24 protein-coding genes are annotated in these 23,938 nt (G+C 62.3%); 8 read left to right on the top strand and 16 right to left on the bottom strand.

The window, feature by feature from the left end:
- The first annotated feature begins 36 nt into the window (after nt 1-36).
- The 3 genes from LGQ03_RS05485 to argF all read left to right on the top strand — a co-directional run bounded on the left by LGQ03_RS05485 (nt 37) and on the right by argF (nt 3,190).
- Nucleotides 37-849 (top strand): ABC transporter permease, encoded by an 813-nt coding sequence (locus LGQ03_RS05485; protein ID WP_226747585.1) that lies wholly within the window; start codon nt 37-39, stop codon nt 847-849.
- 189 nt (nt 850-1,038) lie between these two features.
- The gene (locus LGQ03_RS05480; protein WP_226747584.1) at nt 1,039-2,223 is read left to right on the top strand and encodes an aspartate aminotransferase family protein; all 1,185 of its coding nucleotides are present in this window, start codon (nt 1,039-1,041) and stop codon (nt 2,221-2,223) included.
- A 61-nt stretch (nt 2,224-2,284) separates the two neighbouring features.
- Complete coding sequence (gene argF / locus LGQ03_RS05475) at nt 2,285-3,190, top strand: ornithine carbamoyltransferase (RefSeq protein ID WP_226747583.1); 906 nt, start codon at nt 2,285-2,287, stop codon at nt 3,188-3,190.
- A 4-nt stretch (nt 3,191-3,194) separates the two neighbouring features.
- Here the strand turns inward: argF and LGQ03_RS05470 are convergent, their stop codons facing one another.
- From LGQ03_RS05470 to LGQ03_RS05440, 7 genes are all read right to left on the bottom strand, one after another.
- On the bottom strand, nt 3,195-3,638 hold the full coding sequence (locus LGQ03_RS05470) for an NUDIX hydrolase (protein WP_090160471.1): 444 nt from the start codon (nt 3,636-3,638) through the stop codon (nt 3,195-3,197).
- 68 nt (nt 3,639-3,706) lie between these two features.
- Nucleotides 3,707-6,127: an ATP-dependent helicase HrpB gene (gene hrpB / locus LGQ03_RS05465; protein WP_226747582.1), complete on the bottom strand. Its 2,421-nt coding sequence runs from the start codon at nt 6,125-6,127 to the stop codon at nt 3,707-3,709.
- Between the two features lie 122 nt (nt 6,128-6,249).
- On the bottom strand, nt 6,250-6,531 hold the full coding sequence (gene rpmB / locus LGQ03_RS05460; RefSeq protein ID WP_083484380.1) for a 50S ribosomal protein L28: 282 nt from the start codon (nt 6,529-6,531) through the stop codon (nt 6,250-6,252).
- A 161-nt stretch (nt 6,532-6,692) separates the two neighbouring features.
- The gene (locus LGQ03_RS05455) at nt 6,693-7,487 is read right to left on the bottom strand and encodes an alpha/beta hydrolase (RefSeq protein WP_226747581.1); all 795 of its coding nucleotides are present in this window, start codon (nt 7,485-7,487) and stop codon (nt 6,693-6,695) included.
- Nucleotides 7,484-8,464 (bottom strand): methylmalonyl Co-A mutase-associated GTPase MeaB, encoded by a 981-nt coding sequence (gene meaB, locus LGQ03_RS05450; protein ID WP_226747580.1) that lies wholly within the window; start codon nt 8,462-8,464, stop codon nt 7,484-7,486. The genes LGQ03_RS05455 and meaB overlap by 4 nt, the downstream gene beginning before the upstream one ends.
- Nucleotides 8,465-8,563: 99 nt before the next feature.
- Nucleotides 8,564-8,866, bottom strand: coding sequence for an arginine transporter (locus LGQ03_RS05445; protein ID WP_090160307.1), 303 nt, complete (start codon nt 8,864-8,866; stop codon nt 8,564-8,566).
- Between the two features lie 150 nt (nt 8,867-9,016).
- The gene (locus LGQ03_RS05440; RefSeq protein ID WP_226747579.1) at nt 9,017-9,283 is read right to left on the bottom strand and encodes a cupin domain-containing protein; all 267 of its coding nucleotides are present in this window, start codon (nt 9,281-9,283) and stop codon (nt 9,017-9,019) included.
- A gap of 168 nt (nt 9,284-9,451) precedes the next feature.
- On the opposite strand from LGQ03_RS05440, the gene lepA reads away from it, so the two are divergent.
- The 3 genes from lepA (at nt 9,452) to LGQ03_RS05425 (ending at nt 13,373) form a co-directional block, all read left to right on the top strand.
- Nucleotides 9,452-11,251: a translation elongation factor 4 gene (gene lepA, locus LGQ03_RS05435; RefSeq protein ID WP_226747578.1), complete on the top strand. Its 1,800-nt coding sequence runs from the start codon at nt 9,452-9,454 to the stop codon at nt 11,249-11,251.
- A gap of 138 nt (nt 11,252-11,389) precedes the next feature.
- Nucleotides 11,390-12,418: a S1 family peptidase gene (locus LGQ03_RS05430; RefSeq protein WP_226747577.1), complete on the top strand. Its 1,029-nt coding sequence runs from the start codon at nt 11,390-11,392 to the stop codon at nt 12,416-12,418.
- Between the two features lie 94 nt (nt 12,419-12,512).
- On the top strand, nt 12,513-13,373 hold the full coding sequence (locus LGQ03_RS05425) for an NAD(P)-dependent oxidoreductase (protein WP_226747576.1): 861 nt from the start codon (nt 12,513-12,515) through the stop codon (nt 13,371-13,373).
- 55 nt (nt 13,374-13,428) lie between these two features.
- On the opposite strand, the gene mprF is transcribed toward LGQ03_RS05425, so the two are convergent.
- The 5 genes from mprF to LGQ03_RS05400 form a co-directional block, all read right to left on the bottom strand.
- Complete coding sequence (gene mprF, locus LGQ03_RS05420) at nt 13,429-16,017, bottom strand: bifunctional lysylphosphatidylglycerol flippase/synthetase MprF (RefSeq protein WP_226747575.1); 2,589 nt, start codon at nt 16,015-16,017, stop codon at nt 13,429-13,431.
- A 77-nt stretch (nt 16,018-16,094) separates the two neighbouring features.
- Nucleotides 16,095-16,448, bottom strand: coding sequence for a hypothetical protein (locus LGQ03_RS05415; RefSeq protein ID WP_226747574.1), 354 nt, complete (start codon nt 16,446-16,448; stop codon nt 16,095-16,097).
- A 48-nt stretch (nt 16,449-16,496) separates the two neighbouring features.
- Nucleotides 16,497-16,643, bottom strand: coding sequence for an entericidin EcnAB (locus LGQ03_RS05410; RefSeq protein WP_143056827.1), 147 nt, complete (start codon nt 16,641-16,643; stop codon nt 16,497-16,499).
- Nucleotides 16,644-16,715: 72 nt separating this feature from the next.
- A complete protein-coding gene (gene rbsD, locus LGQ03_RS05405) occupies nt 16,716-17,087 on the bottom strand; it encodes a D-ribose pyranase (RefSeq protein ID WP_090160300.1) in 372 nt (123 codons plus the stop codon).
- Nucleotides 17,084-17,836 (bottom strand): alpha/beta fold hydrolase, encoded by a 753-nt coding sequence (locus tag LGQ03_RS05400; protein WP_226747573.1) that lies wholly within the window; start codon nt 17,834-17,836, stop codon nt 17,084-17,086. Before LGQ03_RS05400 ends, rbsD begins: the two co-directional genes overlap by 4 nt.
- 79 nt (nt 17,837-17,915) lie before the next feature.
- Here LGQ03_RS05400 and LGQ03_RS05395 point away from each other — a divergent pair, with 79 nt between their 5' ends.
- Nucleotides 17,916-18,290, top strand: coding sequence for a hypothetical protein (locus LGQ03_RS05395; protein WP_226747572.1), 375 nt, complete (start codon nt 17,916-17,918; stop codon nt 18,288-18,290).
- Here LGQ03_RS05395 and LGQ03_RS05390 read toward each other — a convergent pair.
- Together LGQ03_RS05390 and glyA are read right to left on the bottom strand one after the other, a co-directional pair.
- Nucleotides 18,287-18,943: a DsbA family oxidoreductase gene (locus LGQ03_RS05390; protein WP_226747571.1), complete on the bottom strand. Its 657-nt coding sequence runs from the start codon at nt 18,941-18,943 to the stop codon at nt 18,287-18,289. The two genes, LGQ03_RS05395 and LGQ03_RS05390, sit on opposite strands and share 4 nt — an antisense overlap.
- A 141-nt stretch (nt 18,944-19,084) precedes the next feature.
- The gene (gene glyA / locus LGQ03_RS05385; RefSeq protein WP_226747570.1) at nt 19,085-20,380 is read right to left on the bottom strand and encodes a serine hydroxymethyltransferase; all 1,296 of its coding nucleotides are present in this window, start codon (nt 20,378-20,380) and stop codon (nt 19,085-19,087) included.
- 154 nt (nt 20,381-20,534) lie between these two features.
- Between glyA and LGQ03_RS05380 the strand changes: the two genes are divergently transcribed.
- Nucleotides 20,535-21,299: an NAD kinase gene (locus LGQ03_RS05380; RefSeq protein WP_226747569.1), complete on the top strand. Its 765-nt coding sequence runs from the start codon at nt 20,535-20,537 to the stop codon at nt 21,297-21,299.
- Here the strand turns inward: LGQ03_RS05380 and LGQ03_RS05375 are convergent.
- Nucleotides 21,296-21,766, bottom strand: coding sequence for a CIA30 family protein (locus LGQ03_RS05375; RefSeq protein ID WP_226747568.1), 471 nt, complete (start codon nt 21,764-21,766; stop codon nt 21,296-21,298). The genes LGQ03_RS05380 and LGQ03_RS05375 overlap by 4 nt on opposite strands.
- A 115-nt stretch (nt 21,767-21,881) precedes the next feature.
- A complete protein-coding gene (locus LGQ03_RS05370) occupies nt 21,882-23,771 on the bottom strand; it encodes a propionyl-CoA synthetase (RefSeq protein WP_226747567.1) in 1,890 nt (629 codons plus the stop codon).
- Nucleotides 23,772-23,938: the final 167 nt, after the last annotated feature.

Here is a 23,938-nt window from a genome sequence, read left to right as displayed (position 1 = left end):
CTCGCTATGTCTGTCCCCGACGCAAAGGAGACCGCCATGACCCCATCGACCCCACCGACCCAGATGGGTGTGCGCCGCTTCGGCCGCTGGAATACCCAAGGGACGCTGACCCTCGCAGGGCGCGAGGTGCGCCGTTTCATGAATGTCTGGTCACAGACGGTCATGGCACCGCTGATCAACGCGGGCCTGTTGCTGATGATCTTTACCATCGCCATCGGGCCACAGCGCGGCGACGTGATGGGCGTGCCGTTCATGACGTTCCTGGCACCCGGAATCCTGATCATGACGGTGATCCAGAACGCATTCGCCAATACTTCTTCCAGCCTCGCCAGCGCAAAGGTGGGTGGCAATATCGTTGATACGCTCATGCCGCCGTTGTCCGCGCTCGAGTTGTTGATCGGCTATCTGGCAGGCGCCTTGGCGCGCGGATTGATCGTGGCCTTCGTCATTGCGCTGGGATCGTGGATCTTTCTTGGCGTGGCGGTGCAAAACGTGCTCTGGGTGCTGACATTCGTGACCCTGGGGTCGTTGTTCATGGGCGGTCTGGGCATGATCGCCGGTATTTTCGCCAACAAGTTCGACCAGCTGTCCGCCATTTCCAACTTTCTCGTCACCCCGCTGTCGTTCTTGTCAGGCACGTTCTACAGTATCGAGGCATTGCCCGGCCCGCTTCAGGCCGCATCCCATGCGAACCCGTTCTTCTACATCATCGACGGCGTGCGCTACGGCATGATCGGCGTCTCCGACAGCTCGCCCTGGTTGGGTCTGGTGATCGTGCTGGTGGCCAACGTGGCGGTTCTGGGGCTGGTCTGGCGCTGGCTCGACCGTGGATACCGGCTCAAGGCCTGATAGGGCTTGCCCCTGCGTCACGCGCCGTTTAAACGCCCCGCATGACAATGCGCACATCAGTCTTGATCCGACGCCGACGCTGACCTGCGTCCGCTGCTGCTCGTCTGTCCTAACCCCCTGAAAATCGTTGACCTGCCTGCGCTGCTTCGGCATCAAACGGGCTTTGACGCGTCCCATAGGAATGATCCGATGATCCCATCCGTCCTGCCGACCTATAACCGCGCACCTTTTGCCTTTCAAAAGGGCGAGGGCACTTGGCTGATCGCGGACGACGGGCGCCGATTTCTGGACCTGGGTGCCGGTATCGCGGTCAACGCCTTGGGGCATGCACATCCCGCGTTGGTCGCTGCACTGACCGATCAGGCGCAGGCGCTGTGGCATACCTCGAACCTGTACCAGATCCCGGCGCAACAGGCGCTGGCCGACAAGCTTGTCGCGCATACGTTTGCCGACACGGCGTTTTTCACCAATTCCGGCACCGAATCCTGCGAACTCGCCGTGAAAATGGCGCGCAAACACTTTCACGACGCGGGCCAGCCCGACCGGACCGATATCATCACCTTTTCGGGCAGCTTTCATGGCCGGTCCTCTGCCGGTATCGCCGCGGCCGGCTCGGACAAGATGACCAAGGGCTTCGGCCCGTTGTTGCCCGGTTTCGTGCACCTGGACTTCGGCGACCATGACGCGCTGACTGCGGCGGCCGCGTCGCCTACCGTCTGCGCCATCCTGGTCGAACCCGTTCAAGGCGAAGGCGGGATCCGTCCCGTGCCTGACCAATGCCTCAAGGGGTTGCGCGATCTGGCCGACGCACACGGCCTGCTGTTGATTTTTGACGAAGTGCAATGCGGTGTGGGCCGCACGGGCAAGCTGTTTGCCCATGAATGGTCCGGCATCACCCCGGACATCATGATGGTGGCCAAGGGCATCGGCGGCGGTTTCCCCCTCGGGGCCGTGCTGGCGACCGAGCGGGCCGCCTCCGGCATGACCGCAGGCACCCATGGATCGACCTACGGCGGCAACCCGCTGGGCTGCGCCGTCGGCAACGCCGTCATGGACATCATCGCGGACCCCGCCTTTCTGGCTGAGGTCAACCGCAAGGCAGGCCTGCTGCGGCAAAAGCTCGAGGGCCTTGTCGCCAGCCACCCCGACGTGTTCGAGGGCGTGCGTGGTGCGGGCCTCATGCTGGGCCTCAAATGCAAGGCCACGAACACCGACATCGTTCAGGCAGGCTATGCGCAGGACATCCTGACCGTGCCCGCCGCCGACAACGTCATCCGCCTGCTGCCACCACTGACGATCACCGACGACGAAATCGCACAGGCCATCGACCGGTTGGACGCCGCCGCCGCGACTGTCGCGCATCATCTTGCCTGAAATACTCCACGGGGGTCCGGGGGTGTGAAACCCCCGGCCTCCGCCCGCCAAGGACACGACAATGACCCATTTTCTCGACCTTCACGTGACACCTGCTGCTGATCTGCGGGCCATCATCGACGACGCCATGCGGATGAAACAGGCCCGCAACGGCCATCCCAAGGGACGCCCCGACGCGGAACAGCCGTTGCAGGATCACATTGTCGCGCTGATCTTTGAAAAACCCTCCACCCGGACCCGCGTCAGTTTCGACGTGGGCGTGCGGCAGATGGGAGGGCAGACCATGGTTCTGTCGGGGGCCGACATGCAGTTGGGCCACGGCGAGACGATCGCCGACACGGCGCGGGTGCTCTCGCGCTACGTCGATCTCATCATGATCCGCACATTCGAGGAGGCGACGCTGCTGGAAATGGCGGAATATGCCACCGTGCCGGTGATCAACGGGCTGACCAACCGCACGCACCCCTGCCAGATCATGGCTGACATCATGACGTTCGAGGAACACCGCGGCCCGATCAAGGGCCGCAAGGTCGTCTGGTCCGGCGACGGCAACAATGTCTTTGCCAGCTTTGCCCATGCCGCCAAGCAATTCGATTTCGAGTTGGTATTCACCGGTCCTGCTCCGCTGGATCCCGAACCGGCACTCAGCGGGTTGTATACGATCGAACGCGACCCAGCGCGCGCGGTGCAGGGGGCGGATCTGGTGGTGACCGATACCTGGGTCAGCATGCACGATCCTGCCTCGGCGCGCGAACGCCGCCACAACCAGTTGCGCGGCTATCAGGTCAATGATGCGCTCATGGCGCAGGCCAATCCCGACGCGCTGTTCATGCATTGCCTGCCTGCCCACCGCGACGACGAGGTGACCAGCAGCGTGATGGACGGGCCGCATTCCGTGATTTTCGACGAGGCTGAAAATCGCCTGCATGCCCAAAAGGCAATCATGCGGTACTGCCTGCAAGGCTGACGCGTCAAAGCGCCTTGAGCGCCTTGCGAAATCCCTTGTCCGATAGAAGCTTGGCGGCCTTTGACAGGCTGACCCAGCGTCTGTCGCGGCGCTTGTGTTCGGGGTATTTGCGGGCTGTTTCGCGCACGCGGATCGCATAGACCTTGATCTTGGCGGGGACCTGGCGGCCATCGCTGAACCGCTTTGCGCCCACGAACTTGGCCACGGGCTTGCTGGTGACGGATCCTTTCCGTACGCCGGCCTCTTCCCAGGCTTCCTGCATGGCGGCCTCGGCATCGGTCAATCCATCGATCGGCCAGCCCTTCGGCAGGATCCAGCGCCCGCGTGACGACGTGACCAAGAGAACTTCACGTCCTTTTTCACCCTTGCGATGACACAGTGCCGCAACCTGCGTTACGGTGTCGGGCGCAATCGCAGTCGGATCAGAAAATTTCGTTTCAGCGGTCACTGCGCTCAATCTCGGTCATTTTTCTACATTATTGACGTCTAACGTAGTGGTTTGGCGTAAAATAGCAACTAACGCTTGCGCGGCTTTGCGCGCAACGTGGGATCCGCCTCTCTGGGATCTTCTGGCCAGGGATGGCGCGGATAGCGCCCGCGCATGTCACGTCGCACGTCCGCATAGGAGGTTTCCCAGAACCCGGGCAAGTCCTGCGTGGTCTGTACGGGTTTATGTCCGGGCGACAGCAATGTGACGCGCAGCGGTGTCTTGCCAACGGTTGGATGTGTTGTCTGACCGAACATTTCCTGAATGCGCAGGGTGATTTCCGGAACCGTGCTATCGTAGTCGATGGGAATGCGCCGTCCCAACGGCGTGGTGAATGCTGGCGGCGCGGCCCTGTCCAGGGCCTGCATCTGGGTCCAGGCCAGCATGGCACGCAGCGGGTCCAGCAGATCGAAATCAGCCCAATCCTGCGTTGACCGCACGGTCCCCAGATGCGGCAACAGCCAATCACCCAGCGTCGCCATCAACGCGTCGTCGGACAGATCCGGCAGATCGATCCCGTCATCACGGACCAGCGCCACACGGGCGCGAAATCGTTGCGCTGCCCGACTGGGGCGCAGGCCCAACTGGCGCACCCCGTCCAGCATCGCGGCGGCGATCGTCTCGGGCGGGGCATCATCCCAGCGCCTGTCATCCAGCACAATGGCCCCCAGACATTCCTGACGGCGTGCCAGAACGCGCCCGTCGCGACGCGACCAGACACAGGTATTGCGCCACTCAATACGATTGCCCAGCACAGCCCGCAGCGCAGCCTCGTCGATGCTGGCGGCCTGCCAGATCCGCGCCTCGCGCGGGTTGCCATCGGTATCGGTGACGACCAGCAGGCGCTGTCCGGCCATCGGGTCGCCCGGCTCCATCATGGCCCCCTTGCCACCCGACAGCAGATAGCGCGGGTCATCGCCGGGCCTGCGCAACGCGATCCGGTCGGGATAGGCCAGCGCTGCCATCTGACCCAGCGTCAGGGCTGGCCTCTGCGGTATGCCCTGCGCCAGACGTTTTGCCTCGGCCTTGATCTGGGCAAGTGCGCCCCGGTCGGCGGCAGCCGGGACCGCACCACCGCCCAAGGCAGTCAGTCGCAGCGCCAGGTCGCAGCCAGCGCCGCGCAGCGGGTCGCGCGCCTCCAGCAGTGCGGCCAAAGGGGCGGCCTGCGCCCCCGCGAGGGTCAACATATGGCCCAGTCGCGGATGTACGGGCAGGGCGGCCAGCACCCGTCCGTGCGGCGTGATCCTGTCCTGCCCGTCCAACGCGCCCAGATCACGCAAGAGCATACGCGCCTCGGTCAGTGCAACCTCTGGTGGCGGAGTGAGAAAGGCCAGGTCGTCAGTGCCCCAAAGTGCGAGATCCAGCGCCAGCCCGGTCAAATCTGCAGCCGCGATTTCGGGTGGGGCAAAGGCAGGCAGGGCGCCGTGTTCGCCTTGTGTCCACAAACGATAGGCCGTGCCTGCCGCGACCCGACCGGCGCGGCCGGCACGCTGATCCGCCTCGGCCCGCGAGGCCCGTTCCGTGACCAGACGCGACATGCCCGATCCGGGATCAAATCGAGCGCGGCGCGCGCGGCCTGCGTCTACCACGACGCGGATGTCCTCGATTGTCAGTGACGTCTCGGCGATGGATGTGGACAACACGATCTTGCGCCCCGACGACACAGGTGCGATGGCCGCGCGTTGTTGCGCAAAGGGCAGTGCACCATACAGTGGCCTGACGTCACAATCCGCAGGCAGGTGGCCCGCCAACGCGCTGGCGACTTGCCGTATCTCACCGGCACCGGGCAGAAACACCAGCACCCCGCCCGTGGTTTGCGGCACGACCTGTGCGATCAGGTCCGCAACCGCCTGCGGCAGTCGCACGCGGGGCCCCAGTGACCGGTCCAGATATTTGATGTCCACCGGGTAGGTTCGGCCCTGTGCCGTGACAACGGGCGCGTCGTCCAGCATTGCCGCAACGGGTGCCGCGTCCAGCGTGGCGGACATCACGATCAGGCCGAGGTCCGGTCGCAGCGCGCCCTTGACCTCCCAGACGAGGGCCAGCCCCAGATCCGCCTGCAACGATCGTTCGTGAAATTCGTCAAAGATCACGCAGCCCACGCCGGGCAATTCGGGATCATCCTGCACCATGCGGGTGAGGATTCCTTCGGTCACTACAAGGACGCGGCATCCGGTGCCCACCTTGGATTCGCCGCGCATGCGGTAGCCGACACGCTGGCCGACCTGCTCTCCCAGCTGCGCGGCCAAGCGTTCGGCCGCTGCCCGCACGGCTAGCCTGCGGGGTTCCAGCATGACGATCATGCCGTTGGTTGATCCCGATTCCAGAACCGCCAGCGGCACGCGGGTCGTCTTGCCGGCACCGGGCGGCGCTTGCAGGACAACGCGGCCGGTGGCGCAAAGTGCGGCGGTCACGTCATCCAGCACATCATCAATAGGGAGCATCGTCATCGCCCCGCATTTTCGCGAAAATGCGGACGGCCCATGATTTTTCGCGAAAAATCTGGCACCGCATAAGGAAAAACCCGACTGCACGGCAGCCGGGTTTCAGTCTTTATCGGTCGCAGCAAGGCTTATGCCGTTGCTTTTGCGATCTCTTTTTTGACTTTCAGCGCCTCGGGGGACAGCTCGGCTTCCTTGGCTTTGGCCATGAAGGCGTCCAGACCACCGCGGTGGTCGACCGTGCGCAGTGCAGCGCTGGACACGCGGAACTTGAACGAACGGCCCAGCGTGTCGGACATCAGCGTGACGTCCTGCAGGTTCGGCAGGAACCGACGACGGGTGCGGTTGTTCGCATGAGAGACGTTGTTGCCCGACATCGGGCCTTTTCCGGTCAGATCGCAACGGCGCGACATGGGCGTGTTCCTTCTTCTTCTTCGGTCCTGTCGGCGGCTGGGCGCGACTGGCCTGACATGGGGGCCACGCTGGGTGGCCGGATGGACAACAACCCCCAACGGCATGAGGGCATAAATTCAGTTCGCAGCGCCTACGGTGAATCGGTTATGCCGTCAACCCCTCAGCGCATCTGTGACGCCAGATCAGCGGCCTTTGCGCGGGCTTTTGCAGCAAGCGCGGGTCGGCGCGCATCCAGTGCTGCGGCCAGCCGGGTCCAGTAGTCTGGCTGGCCACGACGGGCGCTGCGGTGATCCTGCAGCAAGGGACGCAGACCATCCTCGGGGTCAAGCAGCAACCCCGGAATGCGTCCGGCGCGCTTGACTGCGCGCAGCAGGCCCGAGGCCGGATGCCCAGCCCCCGTCAGACGCACAAGACGCAGGCCCGGGCAATGCACCTGTAGCGCACGTCCATGGGCCAGATCGGCGCCGTTCAATGGATCAAGCAGCAGATGTCCGGTCAGATCAGGATCGGCGCGTTGCGTCAGGTCACCCAGTGCCGGATCGAAACCGGCCGCCTCTTCGCGGTAGCGCCATTCGAATGGTGCATGGGCATGGCTGATCGAAACCTGAGGCGACACGGCCACGATCCTTTGAATACCCAAGGTGCGGCTGAACCTGACAGCACCATAACCGCCCATCGAAAACCCGATGCCCAAAACGGCATCGTATTGCGCGGAGACACCGTCCAGCGCGCGCTCCAATGCTGTCGTGTCACGATTGATGAACCAGTCGTTCGCGGAGGTGGCGATCATCAGCTTATCGTATCCTGCATCCAGAAACCGCTGGTTTGGCGTCATTTCCGTGAACCCGCGACGCCCGATCACGCGCCAATCGAATGTCACGACCAGATCGGCAGCACCTGTCTGCATCAGGTCTGCGCGCAGATGCGTTCCGCTGAACAGGCGGGTGACGGTCACCGGCGATCCAGCGGGGCGAGGGCGGCACGGGCCGCGGCCGCAGGGGTCAGCCGACCGGCGGCCACATCGTTTTCAAGCCCGGTCAGTCGGTCGCGCAGTTCTGCGTCATGCGTCAGCAGCGCCATCATTTCTGAGCGCAATTCCTGCTGGAACCAGTGCCGGGCCTGAGCGGCGCGCGTCGTGTCCCAATGCCCGGTCGCGCGGCGCCAGTCCGACAGGGCCTGCATCTCGTCCCAGGCTTGTGTCAGACCCGACTGATCCAGGGCCGAGACGGTCAGCGCCTTTGGAAAGCCGTCGGCGTCGCCCGCACGTTTGCGCATCAGCCGCAGCGCGCCTGCGTAGTCGGCACAGGTGCGGCTTGCCTGCGCGCGCAGATCGCCGTCGGCCTTGTTGACCAATACCAGGTCGGCGATTTCCATGATGCCGCGTTTTACGCCCTGCAATTCATCGCCGCCTGCCGGGGCCAGCAGCAGGACGAACAGGTCCGTCATCTGCGCGACCACGGTTTCGGATTGGCCGACACCCACTGTTTCGACCAGCACGATGTCGAAACCAGCCGCCTCGCACAGGCGGATCGCCTCGCGCGTGCGGCGCGCCACGCCACCCAGATGGGTCTGGCTGGGCGATGGCCGGATGAATGCGCGCGGGTCACGGCTGAGGTGATCCATCCGCGTCTTGTCCCCCAAGATCGATCCGCCCGACCTGGCCGAGGATGGATCGACCGCGAGAACCGCGACCCGCAGATCCTGCGCCGTCAGCATCAGGCCGAAACTTTCGATGAATGTGGATTTTCCCACGCCCGGTGTGCCGGACAGCCCGATGCGCAGGGCCTGACGGTCGGACCCGACCGCATCCAGCAGCGCCAGGGCCTGATCGCGGTGGTCGGGCTTGCCGCTTTCGATCAGGGTGATCGCACGGGCCAGCGCGCGTCTGTCGCCTGCACGCAACGCCTGAGCCATGGCGGGAATGTCGGTCATTGCTTCTCCTGTCGGGGTCGGCTGCGCCGATCGGAGGCGCTGCCTCCGAACCTCCGGGATATTTCTAGCCAGAAGAAGCCCGAACCGCCAGCGCCTTGCCTAGCGGCACTGACGTTGTGCGGTATCGGTAAAGGCCCGGTAGCGGAGCCAGAACGCCTCGTCACCGGCATTGTCGGACTGGCGGGTGTCCTGCGCGCGCTGTGGATCCTCAAAGAAGGTGGCGGCCAGTTTCTGGTCGCGCCCCGACAAATTCAGGTTCGCCGTGCGCTGAACGCAGGAACACAGGGCCGGATTGGCGGCTGATCGGCCTGATGCCATGCAGGCCTTGCCCAGCTCGCCGCGCACACCAGCGCCACATGAATTCAAAACGATGAGGGCCATGCCCAGAAAGAGAAACCGCATGAGACTGCCTGTTCTTGTGTGGCGTGCCCGGTTTTCCGGTGTCATCGCCTTACTGCCGTGCGCCAACTATGCCAGCGGCCTTGCCGTCTTGCAATGCTGGATGCGGATGCGGGTCACGCTGCCAGATCGCAATCGCGTGAAGCGCCGGGCCTATTTGCGCGCGACGAGGATAGTCGCACCTTCTGGTCCGGCCTCTTCGGCATGGGGAATGTTGGCGGGCAGAATGACGATGTCACCGGGATCGTAGGCGGGCGACCCTTCGGCTGTATTCAGGATGAAACGGCCACTGATCACGTAGACGAAGGAGGTTTGATCGTGGGTATGCGTCTCGCGCCGGGTATCGGGTGCGATACTGACCTCTTGGGGTGTGCCATAGTCCTGGGATCGGGCGATGTCGCGGTAGTCGTCTTCGGTCATGGGATGCATCCTGCAGTGGTTTCCGGGGTTCCAAGACTAGCGCTGCTGCCGGTCCTGACCACCCCCGATGCCATGCATCGGGCCAAGGCACTGCGGCCCTTTGGCCCCTTGCAAAATCGCGGCGTCCGCGCCATTGACAGACGCTAATTCTGACCTCCGGGGCCCGACATGACCGAACTCTCGCATATCCGCAATTTCTCGATCGTGGCGCATATCGACCACGGAAAATCGACCCTGGCTGACCGGTTGATCCAGTCCACCGGCACCGTTGCCGACCGCGACATGAAGGCACAGATGCTGGACAGCATGGATATCGAGCGTGAGCGCGGCATCACCATCAAGGCGCAGACCGTGCGGATCGACTATACCGCCGACAACGGCGAAACCTATGTGCTGAACCTGATCGACACCCCCGGTCACGTCGATTTCGCCTACGAGGTGTCCCGGTCCATGCGCGCCGTCGAAGGGTCGTTGCTGGTCGTTGACAGCACCCAAGGGGTCGAGGCGCAAACCCTCGCCAATGTCTATCACGCCATCGAGGCCGACCACGAGATCGTCCCCGTCCTGAACAAGATCGACCTGCCCGCATCCGAATGCGACCGCGTGGCCGAGCAGATCGAGGACGTGATCGGCATCGACGCAAGCGAGGCGATCCGCGTCAGCGCAAAAACCGGCGTCGGCATCAAGGAAACGCTCGAGGCGATCGTGCACAAGCTGCCCGCCCCCAAGGGTGACCGCGCGGCCCCGCTCAAGGCCATGCTGGTGGACAGCTGGTATGACGCCTACCTGGGCGTGGTCGTGCTGATCCGTGTCATCGACGGCACGATCAAGGTCAAGGACCGCGTGCGGTTCATGCAGAACGACACCGTCCACCTGATCGACCGTCTGGGCGTGTTCAAACCCGGCATGCTGCCCGTCGACGAACTGGGCCCCGGTGAAATCGGCTTTTTCACCGCACAGATCAAAGAGGTGCGCGACACCCGCGTCGGTGACACGATCACCAACGAACGCAAGGGCACCGACAAACCGCTGCCCGGCTTCAAACCCGCGCAACCCGTTGTGTTCTGTGGCCTGTTCCCGGTGGATTCCTCGGAATTCGAGGACCTGCGCAACGCCATCGACAAACTGGCGCTGAACGACGCGAGCTTCAGCTTCGAGATGGAAACATCCGCAGCCCTCGGCTTTGGTTTCCGCTGCGGCTTCCTCGGGCTCTTGCACCTCGAGGTCATCCGCGACCGGATCGAGCGGGAATACAACATCGACCTGATCACCACCGCCCCCTCGGTCGTCTATCACGTCTACATGAAGGACGGCACGCAGCAGGACCTGCACAACCCCGCTGACATGCCCGACCTGACCCACGTCGACCATGTGGAAGAGCCGCGGATCAAGGCGACGATCCTCGTGCCCGACGAATACCTGGGCGACGTGCTGAAACTGTGCCAGGATCGCCGCGGCGTGCAGTTGGACCTGACCTATGCAGGCAGCCGCGCGATGGTCGTTTACGACCTGCCGCTGAACGAGGTGGTGTTCGACTTCTACGACCGCCTGAAATCCGTGACCAAGGGCTATGCGTCCTTCGACTATGCCATGACGGGCTACCAAGAGGACAACCTTGTCAAGATGTCGGTGCTGGTGAACGACGAACCCGTGGACGCCCTGTCCATGATGGTCCACCGCGACCGCGCCGAAATGCGCGGCCGCGCGATGGTGGAAAAGCTCAAGGACCTGATCCCCCGCCACATGTTCAAGATCCCGATCCAGGCGGCCATCGGCGGCAAGGTCATCGCCCGAGAGACCCTGTCGGCCCTGCGCAAGGACGTGACGGCCAAATGCTACGGCGGCGACGCGTCGCGCAAGCGCAAGCTGCTGGATAAGCAGAAGGCGGGTAAGAAGAAGATGCGGCAGTTCGGGAAGGTGGATATTCCGCAGGAAGCCTTCATCAGCGCACTGAAAATGGACAGCTGAAAGCTGACCATTTTCGGCGCGGATGGAGGCAGTGCGGGAAAGCGAATGGCGCAGCCAATCGCGGCCGGCACCCGGTTGATTTTTCACTAACTTAAGTATCTCTTAGCTTGGCAATCTATTGCGAGGTGGAGCTAACTTATGTTGACTAGTGAATTGTATGCAGCAGCTAAAGGTGAAATCAATGGAGAAAGACGTAAAAGAATATCCCACGCGCTTTTTTCTGTCTTAAAAGGTGGCCGCTCCCTTGATGAGGTATTAGCAGATATAGGTGTTGTGTCCCGGCGGGCTAATATCCCAAAGCCGCCCCAAGGTACAAAGGTTGTTGTATCGGGCTTCGAGCTAGCAGCAATCTCTGAAAGTAAAAATATACCAGGTCAGAGCGCGATTTTTATTTCCGAAATTGGGCTTGAAAGTCTTGAGTATCAAAAAATTGCATTTCGAGCTCCGATGGGATTTCAACTTCCGGGTAATAATTTATATTTGATACCTGACCTTGGTCTGGATGAATTGCAGAATCCAGAGCAACTTCATGCGTTAATGTTTGGATTTAATGCCGCATTTTCGGAGCTTTCCAAAGGTATCGTCAGAATAGACATATCCGACGCAGAGGGACGTCCGGTCGGAACTGGGTCGGGCGTTCTGGTGAAAAGCGCAGATGAAATCATACTCGTAACTTGTGCGCATTGCTTAATCAGCGGCGGCGCGCTTGTCGGCAAAGTCGAGTTATTTGCTGGAGAGGTTTCCCTCAAGCTAGAGGGGGTTTGGTTTAACGAGAATGTCGATTTGGCAATCTGTAAGGTGTCTTCCAAAGAAGATATACCATTTTTGGGGCTTTCAGCCGCAAGTGCTTTGTCGAAAATTTTTGCTGCGGGTTATCCCCGTTTATTTATGGGGCAAGGAAATCCGCTCCTGGTTCACTCCGGTGAAGTGAATGGCTTTGTGGGTCGAGCTGGCAGCAATAGTCGATTAGGAATTATGTCGTGTCAGGTTTCCCCAGGCAACAGTGGTGGGCCGGTCTTTGGTGAAAATGGACTTTGTGTCGGAATAGTATCTAGGCATATTGAAAATAGATACGGTGATAGTCTGATGCGCCATAATGCTTTCCTTCCAATTGAAGAAATTTTCTTTGTTTGGGAGGAAAGGGATTTTGTGGAGGTCGTTCTTTAATTTTGTTTGCAAAAACGATTTGCTTAGGTGGTAGAATGGCGTCGTAAGCTTATGCTGTTCAAACTGCGTGATCTAACTAAAAGGAATTCCCACCATGAACCTCACCTTCCTCGGCCTCGGCGTCATGGGCTACCCCATGGCCGGCCACCTCGCCAAGCACCACGACGTCACCGTCTACAACCGCACCGCCTCCAAGGCCGAGGCCTGGGTCGCGGAACATGGCGGCGCCATGGCCAGCACCCCCGAACAGGCGGCACAGGGGGCGGATATCGTCTTTGCCTGCGTCGGCAACGACGACGACCTGCGCGGCGTCACCACGGGCGCGGGCGGCGCGTTCCACGGGATGAAGGACGGCGCACTTTTCGTCGACCACACCACGGTCAGCGCGGCGGTCACTCGCGAACTCTATGACGCGGCACGGGCAAAGGGTCTCAACTTTGTCGACGCGCCCATCAGCGGCGGGCAGGCGGGGGCCGAAAACGGCCAGCTGTCCATTATGTGCGGCGGCGACCAAGACGCTTACGCCCGCGCCGAACCCGTCATGAACATCTACGCCAAACTCTGCCGCCGCATTGGTGAATCCGGCGCAGGCCAGACCACCAAGATGTGCAACCAGATCGCCATCGCGGGCCTCGTTCAGGGCCTGTCAGAGGCGCTGCATTTCGCGCAAAAGGCGGGCCTCGACGGCGAGGCCGTGGTCGAGGTCATCAGCCAGGGGGCTGCCGGATCGTGGCAGATGCAAAACCGCTACAAAACCATGCTTGCCGACCACTACGACCACGGGTTCGCCGTCGACTGGATGCGCAAGGATCTGGGCATCGTGCTGGAAAACGCCAATGCCATCGGGGCCAGCCTGCCCGTCACCGCCCTCGTCGATCAGTTCTACAAGGACGTTCAGAAAATGGGCGGTGGCCGCTGGGACACCTCGTCCCTGCTCAAACGTCTGCGCGACTGACCGCATCATCTTGCCGAAAATACTCCGGGGGAGGCGCAGCCGGGGGCAGCGCCCCCTACCTGCGCCGCAACCCGCGCAGCCCCCCGGAAATCAGCAGCGACACCTCGTACAGCACCCGCGCCGCCTGTAGCTGCCCGGGTGAGGCGAGGTAATTCGGCTCCCACACCGGGTCGAATTTCTGCTTGAACGACCGCAACCCTTCGAAATGATAGAACCGCGCGCCGTGGGTATAGATGAACCCGCCGACACGGTTCCAGACGGGGGCGTGGGCCCGGTTTTCCAACCCGGCCAGCGGGGCTGCCCCCAATGAGAACCAGTCGAATTCGCGGTCGCGTCCCCACAGCATCATATCGGCGAACAGCCCGTCCATCGCGGCGGGCGTCGTCGCGGGATCATAGCGCATCAGGTCGATCCCCAGCTCGCTGCCGTCCGCGGCCTGCAACAGGTTGGCGAATGACGCGATCCGCCCCGTCTCGGAATGGCGCAGCACGGCGATATCGAAATGGCACAGGAAATTCGGATCAAATGCCCCCAGGGCAAAGTTCTTTTCCGCGCCGCCCTTCAACGCCAGCCAGGCGTCCGACACCATCCGCAACGCCGCGATATGCCCGCTGACCTGCGCTGCCGGAATGACATCGAACACATAGCCGTCGCGCGCGGCACGGCTCTTGGCATGGCGCCAGTCCTTGCGTTTGGGGCCATCAAGGGTGAACTCCGCCAGGGGAACCCGTGCGATTTCCCCGATCTTTACCACCTGCAGCCCCATGTCGAGGTAGGCCGTCAGATAGTCGGTCTGCACGGCATAGAACGCGCAGGTCCGGCCCATCCGGTCGGCCATGTCGCGCAGGTCCCAGATCAGCGCCTCGCCTGCCGTGCGGTCGCCGATGGGGTCGCCCTTGGCGATCAGGCTGCGTCCGGTGTCGGCATAGGCGATGGCGGCCTCGCCCTGCGTTGCGATCAGGAACCGCTTGTCGCCGGTCAACGCCATGGCGCTGTCGGTCTGGCTGCTTTGCGCCACGAGGCGCCTGACAGTATCTGGGATGGACTGCGGCGGCAGGCGGGTGCCCGCGCGGCTGATCAACGCGTTCAGCGACACCGCCGCCAGCACGACCGCGACCACCACGGTTGCCCGCAGGAATCGCGGCGCATCACCGCCCCAGGCGAACTGCCACCACAGGTCCTGGGAATAGGCGACATTTCGGTAGGCAAAGAACCCGATCCACGTGATCCCCGCAAACAGCAGGACCACCGTGATCACCCAGCGCGCATTCAGGTGCAGCGCAGACCCCAGGCCGACCCGATAGAACGCGTCTCGGAATGACCACAGCACGACGATGGCCAACGTCAGGGCGATCATCGCCTCGTATTCGATCCCGCGCAGCAGTGACGCGACCAGACCTGCTGACAGAAGTGCCATCGCGATCAGCCATGCCCGCCGCATCCGGCGGTACAGTCCCCGTGCGACGATCAGCAGCATGACGCCCGCGACGGACGACAACAGATGCGATGTCTCGATCAGCGCAAGCGGCAGGATGTCCTGAAGAACCTCCATCCGTTTGGCCGTGGTGGGCAGGTCGCCCGACAGCAGCAGAGCCGCACCTGACAGCAGCGCGACAGCGGCCATCAGCACCGGCACGATGGGGCGCATGGCCCGGCGCAGTGTCTGTGCAGCCGCCCCGGCCATGGTGCGGTTGGCCAGCGTCCAGGCCAACGCAAGACCCAATGCCGCAATCGTAAATGGCAGCAGTGTGTAAATCAGGCGATACACCAACAGGGCGGCCAGCAGGTCGGGCCTGCCGGTGCCACCGAGTGCTGCGATGATCGTGGCCTCGAACACGCCCAGACCGCCCGGCGCATTGCTGACGAAACCCAGCCCCAGTGCGCCGATGAAAATGATGAAGAAATAGACAAAATTGCCAGCCAGATCAGCGGGCATCAGGAAATACAACGTCAGTGCGGTGGCGACCAGATCGACCAGTGCAATGACCATCAGGGTCAGCCCGCGCGTGGTTTTTGGCAGCGGTGTCGACAGCCGCCCGATCCGCAATTCGCGTCCACCCGGCCAGGTCCAGATATACAGTCCGACCACACCGGTCAGGATCAGGATACCCAGAATGGTTTCGGGCAGGCGCGGCAGAACGATGACCTGGCTCATGCCCGTGGGATGGAATGTGAACATCAGGCCCAGCAGGGTCAGTAGGCCCAATGCAAAGGCGATCCAGCTGGTCGCGATCAATCGCGCGACCGCCGCGATATCCACCCCGAATGCCGCGTAGATCCGGTATCGGATGGCACCACCCGTCAGCCAGGAAAAACCCAGCAGGTTGGAAATCGCCATGGAACTGACCCCTGTCAGAACCGGCACCCAGCCCGGCATATCGGGCGTTTTCATGCCCCGCAGGATCACGGGATCATAAAGCGCAAGCGCGACATAGCTGGCCACCATCGCGCAGGTCGACAGCGCAATGGCGGTCCAGGGATAGCTGCGGACAGCGGCGATCAGTTCGGCCGGCGCGATTTCGCGGCTCAGATCGCGCAAGACGGCAAGCGCGATCAGCATGATCGTCAGGGGAATGGCCATCCGCAACAGCGGATGCGACAGGATGGCGGACAACCGACCTTGGTCTGATGGGGCATCTGACATCACATGTTTGGCCTTTTGGTCAGGAAAACGGGCCCGCGCCGCATTGGCGCAGGCCCGTCAGAGGTCATTGCGACCGATCAGCGTTTGCTGCGGTAGCAGGCGGCAAAGATAATGGTAGCCGTCAGCGCATAGACCAGATTGACGCCAAGGATGATCGACCAGGGGGCCTGTGCCGCAAAGACATAGACTGCCAGAACCGACGGCAGCACCGTCAGCAGAACCAATCCTGCGACAAACGCTACCGTGCCGCCGATCCGGTGGAACAGCGGGATCAGCAGCAGCGCCACCACGACGGCAACGGCGTTGCGTCCGAACGAGATGATCAGCGGCATCACGTCAGCGCCGGAAATGATGTTGACGGCAATGGCATTGACGATGGTGCCGATAATGCCGGCAATGATGGCAACAACGAAGCTACGGGTCAGGGACATGCGGATTCTTTCGTAAGGTCAGACAAGGGCGAAGGCCGTATGCGGCCGTTACAGGTTCGACTGCACCTGCCGGGTTTCCTGTGTGATGGTGGCACCCGTCACGCTCAGATCCTGACCAACACCTGCGATGGTGTTGCAGGCGGACAAGGCCGCAAAGGTGGCGAGAGCAAGGATGAGAGGCAGTGGACGTGTCATGGTTTTCTCCGGTCAGACATGATTCGATTGCATTGTTAAACTAAAACGAACGGATTGCCCGGCAACGGAGAGTCAAAACGTGACCCCCGAATACAGGGCGATATTGGCATAGGGCGTGGTTTCGCCGGTGCGCACCAGAACGCGGGCCGACTGCGTGGCACGTTTGAAATCCGTATGCGGCACACAGGCAGGCGGGCAGGGGGCCAAATCCTGCAATGCGGGGCTGGCCTCGGTTGCCATCAGGCAGCGCTCGACTTCGAGTTCGGTCAGGATTGCGGCCAGCACGTCCGCAAAACGGGGCAGACCCGCCACGACGGCCAGATCGATCACCGGCAGATGTGCCGGCAGCGGCAGGCCCGCGTCGGCCACGACCAGACAATCGCCATGCCCCATCTGTGCGATGGCGCGTGACAGTTCCGCGTTGAGGATTCCCGTTTTCTTCATGGCTGATCCAAAAAGTCGCGCACGGCGGTTTCCACCGCGCGGGGTTGTTCGGCGTGCAGCCAGTGGCCTGCATCGGCGATGGTCTGCGTTTGCGCCTGCGGAAACAATGCCGAGATAATCGTGGCGTGGTCCGCGGTGACGTAATCCGAATTGGCCCCCCGCAGCATCAGCACCGGTCCGTCGAATTGGGCGTCTACCTCTGGCCAGCCAGTGATATGCCCCATGTCGGCGGCCAGCGTATCCAGATTCAGATCCCAGCGCTTGTCGCGCAGGTTCAGGCTTTGCAGCAGAAACGGGATCACGGCGGGGTCGATGTCCATCTGGTCGGCCGCGTCCTTGCGCGTGGTCACGTTAGACAGATCGACGCCGCGCATTGCATCCAGCGGGCCGAATTGGTCATGGGCATAGGCGACGGGTGCGATATCAGCGACGATCAGGCGGCGCACCAATGCGGGCTGTGTCAGTGCCAGCATCATCGCGGCCTTGCCGCCCATCGAATGTCCCATGACGTCAACGGGACCGTCTTGCGCGGCAATGACCTCTGCCAGATCCTCGGCCATCTCGGGATAGCGGTGCGTATCGCTGTGAAAACTGTCTCCGTGGTTGCGCATGTCTACCGCGATGACCCGCCGCGTGTCGGCCAGCCGTTTGGCGATCACGCCCCAGTTGCGGGCCGATCCGAACAACCCGTGCGCGATCAGCAACGCGGGTTTGTCCGTGGCGGTGCCGGTGACAACGGTATTGAGCATGTGGCCTCCTCGTGACAGGCGCGCAGGGCCGCGATCTGACCGCTTGAGACAGGCGCGCCGCAGGTTTACACGCCCCTTTATGCCTGATGCCCAGACCCTTCGCCACATCCAAGATGTCAGCCGCCTGATCGAGGCGCGTCTGGGCCTGAAAGGGCGCACGATCGAGGCGCAGATGTCCAAACTGGGACGCCGCCGCCTGCCGATGCACCTGAAACGCGACATCGCGGGTGTCGCACAGGCGCAGCTGATGCTGACCCACCCCAAACTGTCCCGTCAGATCGACGCCGCCCGTGTGGTCCAATGTGCGCGGCTTGCGATAACGGCACTCAAACAGATCGACCCGTGGGAGCAGCGCAAGACGATGATCCTGCGCAAGCTCGCGAAATGGAGCGCGCTGGCCATCGGCCTCTTCATCGGGTTTGTCTGGTGGCTGTGGGCCACGGGACGGGTCTAGGCAGGCACACCTGCGGCGAGCTGATTGAGGATGCTGGTATAGTTGTCGGTGCCCTGCGCGCCGGTGACCAGATGCTGACGGTCAAAGATGACGGCAGGCACGCCGCTGATGCCCTGCTGCACCCAGAAACGTTCCTCAGACCGCACGGCTTGCGCGTAACGCTGATCGTCCAACACCGCTGCTGCCTCGGTTTCATCCAGACCGATTTCACCGGCAATGGCCGCCAGCACGGCGGTGTCTGACAGGTCACGCCCGTCGGTGAAATGCGCGACGAACAAGGCCTGTTTCATGTCGTGCCCACGGTCCAGCGTCTGTGCCCAATGGATCAGTTGATGCGTGTTGAACGTGTTGTGCATCCGCGTGTCGTCGTCGAATGAAAATGCAAAGCCCAGATCATGCCCCAACTGGGTCAGTCGCGCACGGTTTTCGGCGCTTTGTACGGCGGTGGACCCGTATTTTTCCATGATATGTTCGGTCATGTTCTGACCTTCGGCGGGCATATCGGGGTTCAGCTCGAACGGATGCCATTGCAGATCATAGGTCGTGCCGGTCGCATCCAGCGCCTGTTTCAACTGGCGATAGCCGACGATGCACCACGGGCACATCACGTCAGAGACGATATCAATCCGCAGTGGGGCAGTCTGGTCGGTCATGGCAGCACCTTTTGTATTCTGGTTGCCCCTCACGTGGGGCGCAGCACCGCAGAGGTCAAGCCAGAGCAAAGCACGCTTTGCAACCCGCCCAAAACAAAAGGCCGCCGCAGATGCGACGGCCCTTTGTCATATCCCGTAAAGTCACAGGTTCGGGTAGATCGGGAACTTGTCGCACAGTGCCTCGACCTCGGCCGCAACCTGCGCCTCGACCTCACCGTTGCCGTCCTCGCCATTGGCGGCCAGACCGTCCACGACCCGGCCGATCCAGCGACCGACCTGACGGAATTCCTCTTCGGTGAAACCGCGGGTGGTGCCGGCGGGTGTGCCCAGACGGATGCCAGACGTGATCGTGGGCTTTTCCGCGTCAAACGGGATGCCGTTCTTGTTGCAGGTGATGTGGGCGCGGCCCAATGCCTCTTCGGTGGCGTTGCCCTTGACGCCCTTGGGACGCAGGTCGACCAGCATCAGATGCGTGTCGGTGCCGCCCGTGACGATATCCAGACCGCATTTGATCAGCTCGTCGGACAGCGCTTGTGCGTTCTTGATCACCTGCGCCTGATAGTCCTTGAACCCGGGGCGCAGCGCCTCGCCAAAGGCGACAGCCTTGCCGGCGATCACATGCATCAACGGACCACCCTGGATACCGGGGAAGATGGCCGAGTTGAATTTCTTGGCCAGCGACTCGTCGTCGGTCAGGATCATGCCGCCGCGCGGACCGCGCAGGGTCTTGTGCGTGGTGGTGGTCGCCGCATGCGCATGGGGGAAAGGCGACGGATACAGGCCAGCTGCAACCAGACCGGCGAAATGCGCCATGTCGACCAGCAGATAGGCCCCGACGCTGTCGGCAATCGCGCGCATCTTTTCGAAATCGATGATGCGGGGAATCGCAGACCCACCGGCGATGATCATCTTGGGCTGATGTTCCGCCGCCAGATCGGCCACGGCTTCATAGTCCAGCAACAGGTCTTCTTCGCGGACGCCGTATTGAACGGCGTTGAACCATTTGCCGGACTGGTTCGGGCGCGCGCCATGGGTCAGGTGACCACCGGCGTCCAGCGACATCCCCAGGATGGTATCGCCCGGCTGCAACAATGCCTGAAACACGCCCTGGTTCGCCTGAGAGCCAGAGTTCGGCTGCACATTGGCGAAACCACAGCCAAACAGCTGCTTTGCCCGCTCGATCGCCAGGTTTTCGGCCACGTCCACGTGGGCGCAACCACCGTAATAGCGGCGTCCGGGATAGCCTTCGGCGTATTTGTTGGTCATCACGCCGCCCTGCGCTTCCATGACGGCGGCGCTGACGATGTTCTCGGAAGCGATCAGCTCGATCTCCTTGCGCTGACGCTTGAGCTCTGCCTGCATCGCGGCGTGCAGATCAGGGTCGCGCGTCGCAAGGGTTTCGGTGAAAAATCCGTCATCACGGTGGGAAGCGTTCATGGGACAATCCTTTCGCTCGCGGCCGGCCGGCCGGTTGCCGCCGTCTTAATCCATCTGTGGCCTGTGCTAAAGCCCCCATTCGTCGCACCCTGCCTTGCCTTTGTGCGTCAGACACGTGAACCTGTGCACAGATCGCCTGACACCTGGACCTCAAATGCCGCATCGCCCCATCGCCTTTGTTGCCAGCCATGCGCCCAGCGCCCAAGACGCGTTGTCCAGTCTGACGAAACGCTACTCCAACGTTCCCCTTGATCAGGCAGAGGTCATCGTGGCCTTGGGGGGTGACGGTTTCATGCTGCAAACCTTGCACGAGACCCAGAATTTTGGCGTGCCGGTCTACGGGATGAATCGCGGCACGGTCGGTTTCCTGATGAACGAGTTTACACAGGATGATCTGCCCGCCCGTCTCGACAATGCCGAAGAAGAGGTGATCAATCCCCTGGTCATGAACGCGCTGGCCGCTGACGGGTCGATGCACGAGGCGCTTGCCATCAACGAGGTCAGTCTGCTGCGCGCTGGCGCGCAGGCGGCCAAGTTGCGGATCACCGTCGATGGCAAGGTCAGGATGTCCGAACTGGTCTGCGACGGGGCACTGGTGTCGACGCCCGCAGGTTCGACCGCCTATAATTATTCGGCGCATGGACCGATCCTGCCGATCGGGTCAGGCGTGCTGGCACTGACGGCCATGGCGGCCTTTCGGCCGCGCCGATGGCGCGGGGCGCTTTTGCCGCAAAAGGCGGTCGTCAGGTTCGACGTGCTGAACGCGGCCAAGCGGCCTGTCATGGCGGACGCTGACGGAAAATCTGTCCGCAACGTGGTCAGCGTCGAAATCCGGTCCGAACCCGATATCCGCCACCGCATCCTGTTCGATCCCGGCCACGGGCTTGAGGAACGGTTGTTGCGCGAACAATTCGTCTAGCGCAGGACGATCCCGGCAATATCAAGCTTTGCGTGGTAATCCGCGCCGTAAGCCACGATGCCAATGGACCTGACATCTGTGGGATGAACAGGTGCCTGCAGGTGGTCCTTGTTCGGCGCGAAATCCGCCAGCGGCAGCGTGATGTCAGTCCATTCGGCTGGGGCATCGAAACTTGCGGCAAAGTAGTGCCAGGGCCGTTCCGACTGCCTGGTGCGCAGGTGGACCTTGTAGGCCGCGCCATTGCCCCGCACCGTTAGAACCATCGCTGTTGCACTGGCGGGCAGCCCGTCAACATCCCTTCTGATCTGAATGAACCCACCGTTATTTTCGGTGCTGACATCCCCGGCGAGGGTGGCGTAGTGCCGCCCATCGGCGGCATGAAAATCCACACGGCCCGTCGAGACGCCCCCCATCACCTGATCACTGATGAAACGCCAATCATCGGGGTCCTGAAAATCAATCTGCATCGCGATCCTCGCTTTCACTGCAAAGCTAGCCCACCTTGCGGATACGCCCATGCATCATCTTGCCCGAAATACTCCGGGGGGCGGCGCAGCCGCGGGGGCAGCGCCCCCTCCGACATCAGCCGCCATAGCCCAGGGGCCGCAGGCTGTCGCGAATTTCGTCCAGGATGGCGGGATCGTCGATGGTCGCGGGCATCTTGAAATCCGTATTGTCCGCGATGGATACCATCGTCCGCCGCAGGATCTTGCCGGACCGGGTCTTGGGCAGGCGGTTGACGACGGCGACCAGTTTGAACGCGGCCACGGGCCCGATGCTCTCGCGCACCATCCTGATGCAATCGGCGACGATCTCATCATCCGATCGGCTGGTGCCGCTGTTGGTGCAGACGAAACCCATCGGCAGCTGGCCTTTGAGCGCATCCGACACCCCGATCACGGCGCATTCGGCCACGTCCGGATGATTGGCCAGAATTTCCTCCATCGCGCCTGTGGACAGCCGGTGGCCCGCCACATTGATCACGTCATCGGTGCGCGCCATCACATAGAGATAGCCTTCCGCATCCAGCAGCCCTGCGTCTCCCGTCTCGTAATAGCCGGGAAAGGTCGTGAGGTAGGATTTCACGAACCGGTCCTCGGCCTGCCACAGCGTCGGCAGGGTCCCCGGCGGCAGCGGCAGCTTGATCGCAATGGACCCCAGTTCGCCCGCGGGCATTTCTGATCCGTCGTCGGCAAGGATGCGGATGTCGTAACCCGGCATCGCGACGGTGGGGCTGCCGATCTTGACGGGCAGCGCCTCGATCCCGGCGGGATTGCCTACCATGGGGAACCCACTCTCGGTTTGCCACCAGTGGTCATAGACCGGGACCTGCATGACATTCTGCGCCCAGATGATCGTATCCGGGTCTGCCCGTTCGCCCGCCAGATACAGCGCGCGCAGAGAGGAAATGTCATAATCCTTGATCAGCAAGCCCTCGGGGTCCTCGCGTTTGATCGCGCGAAAGGCCGTCGGCGCGGTAAAGAAGCTGCGCACCTTGTGGTCCTGGATCACCCGCCAGAACGTGCCCGCATCGGGCGTGCCGACCGGTTTGCCTTCGAACACAACGGTGGTGTTGCCGTGGATGAGAGGCGCATAGCAGATGTAGCTGTGGCCCACGACCCAGCCCACGTCCGAGGCGGCCCAGAACACGTCGCCGGGATCGACGTTGTAAAAGTTTTTCATCGTCCAGTGCAGCGCGACCAGATGGCCAGCCGTCGGACGCACTACGCCCTTGGGTGCGCCCGTGGTGCCCGAGGTATAAAGGATATAGGCCGGGTGGTCGCCCGACACGGGTACGCAATCCGCAGGGGTCACGCCGTCCTGAACCGCGTGCCAGTCGAAATCATAGCCTGGCGTCAGGTCGCAGGGCAGCTGATCGCGTTGCAGGATGATCGTGAAATCGGGCTTGTGTTTCGCCTGCGCGATGGCACCATCCAGTAGCGGTTTATAGGCGACCACGCGGTTGGGTTCCAACCCGCAGGACGCCGCGATTATCGCCTTGGGCGTGGCATCGTCGATTCGCACTGCCAGTTCATGGGCTGCAAATCCGCCAAAAACCACCGAATGAATCGCGCCGATGCGCGTGCAGGCCAGCATCGCGGTCAGGGCATCGGGCACCATTGGCATGTAGATGATGACGCGGTCGCCCAGGCCCACCCCCTTGTCGCGCAGCGCGCCGGCCAAGGATGCCACGCGGTTCAGCAGTTCGGCATAGGTGATATGTGCGACCGTGCCCGTGATCGGGCTGTCGTAGATGATCGCCGTATGGTCGGCGCGGCCGTTTTCGACATGGCGGTCAACGGCATTGTAGCAGGTATTGACCTGCGCATCGGTGAACCATTCGTACAACGGCGCGCGGCTGTCATTGAGGGCCCTGGTCGGTGGGGTGACCCAGTCGATGGCTTGTGCCTGTTTCATCCAAAAGCCTTCGGGGTCGTCCTGCCAGCTTTGATAAATATCGGCGTAGCGCATCGTGTCCTCCCAAACATTGCAGGACTTGGATAGGCACAGACGCGTGATCGGGCAAGGCGTGTCACGTCACCCGGGCGAGGGCTGTGAATAATTTGACAGGTGCCGTCCTGCGGACGGCTTGGAGGCGCTGCCTCCAAACCTCCGGGATACTTGTGACCAGAAGAAGG

Source organism: Loktanella gaetbuli (genome assembly GCF_020531945.1).
In the GTDB taxonomy this organism is placed as follows: domain Bacteria; phylum Pseudomonadota; class Alphaproteobacteria; order Rhodobacterales; family Rhodobacteraceae; genus Loktanella; species Loktanella gaetbuli.
This window is presented reverse-complemented; position numbering and strand designations above follow the sequence as displayed.

Bases quoted from the DNA above. Each gene is read 5' to 3' on its own strand.
- LGQ03_RS05410 (WP_143056827.1), bottom strand. From the start codon at position 16,643: ATGACACGTCCACTGCCTCTCATCCTTGCTCTCGCCACCTTTGCGGCC.
- LGQ03_RS05370 (WP_226747567.1), bottom strand. From the start codon at position 23,771: ATGCGCTACGCCGATATTTATCAAAGCTGGCAGGACGACCCCGAAGGC.
- LGQ03_RS05400 (WP_226747573.1), bottom strand. From the start codon at position 17,836: ATGCTCAATACCGTTGTCACCGGCACCGCCACGGACAAACCCGCGTTG.
- LGQ03_RS05480 (WP_226747584.1), top strand. From the start codon at position 1,039: ATGATCCCATCCGTCCTGCCGACCTATAACCGCGCACCTTTTGCCTTT.
- LGQ03_RS05395 (WP_226747572.1), top strand. From the start codon at position 17,916: ATGCCTGATGCCCAGACCCTTCGCCACATCCAAGATGTCAGCCGCCTG.
- hrpB (WP_226747582.1), bottom strand. From the start codon at position 6,127: ATGACGATGCTCCCTATTGATGATGTGCTGGATGACGTGACCGCCGCA.
- rbsD (WP_090160300.1), bottom strand. From the start codon at position 17,087: ATGAAGAAAACGGGAATCCTCAACGCGGAACTGTCACGCGCCATCGCA.
- LGQ03_RS05375 (WP_226747568.1), bottom strand. From the start codon at position 21,766: ATGCAGATTGATTTTCAGGACCCCGATGATTGGCGTTTCATCAGTGAT.
- LGQ03_RS05445 (WP_090160307.1), bottom strand. From the start codon at position 8,866: ATGCGGTTTCTCTTTCTGGGCATGGCCCTCATCGTTTTGAATTCATGT.
- rpmB (WP_083484380.1), bottom strand. From the start codon at position 6,531: ATGTCGCGCCGTTGCGATCTGACCGGAAAAGGCCCGATGTCGGGCAAC.
- lepA (WP_226747578.1), top strand. From the start codon at position 9,452: ATGACCGAACTCTCGCATATCCGCAATTTCTCGATCGTGGCGCATATC.
- argF (WP_226747583.1), top strand. From the start codon at position 2,285: ATGACCCATTTTCTCGACCTTCACGTGACACCTGCTGCTGATCTGCGG.
- LGQ03_RS05390 (WP_226747571.1), bottom strand. From the start codon at position 18,943: ATGACCGACCAGACTGCCCCACTGCGGATTGATATCGTCTCTGACGTG.
- mprF (WP_226747575.1), bottom strand. From the start codon at position 16,017: ATGTCAGATGCCCCATCAGACCAAGGTCGGTTGTCCGCCATCCTGTCG.
- meaB (WP_226747580.1), bottom strand. From the start codon at position 8,464: ATGACCGACATTCCCGCCATGGCTCAGGCGTTGCGTGCAGGCGACAGA.
- glyA (WP_226747570.1), bottom strand. From the start codon at position 20,380: ATGAACGCTTCCCACCGTGATGACGGATTTTTCACCGAAACCCTTGCG.
- LGQ03_RS05415 (WP_226747574.1), bottom strand. From the start codon at position 16,448: ATGTCCCTGACCCGTAGCTTCGTTGTTGCCATCATTGCCGGCATTATC.
- LGQ03_RS05425 (WP_226747576.1), top strand. From the start codon at position 12,513: ATGAACCTCACCTTCCTCGGCCTCGGCGTCATGGGCTACCCCATGGCC.
- LGQ03_RS05380 (WP_226747569.1), top strand. From the start codon at position 20,535: ATGCCGCATCGCCCCATCGCCTTTGTTGCCAGCCATGCGCCCAGCGCC.
- LGQ03_RS05485 (WP_226747585.1), top strand. From the start codon at position 37: ATGACCCCATCGACCCCACCGACCCAGATGGGTGTGCGCCGCTTCGGC.
- LGQ03_RS05430 (WP_226747577.1), top strand. From the start codon at position 11,390: ATGTTGACTAGTGAATTGTATGCAGCAGCTAAAGGTGAAATCAATGGA.
- LGQ03_RS05440 (WP_226747579.1), bottom strand. From the start codon at position 9,283: ATGACCGAAGACGACTACCGCGACATCGCCCGATCCCAGGACTATGGC.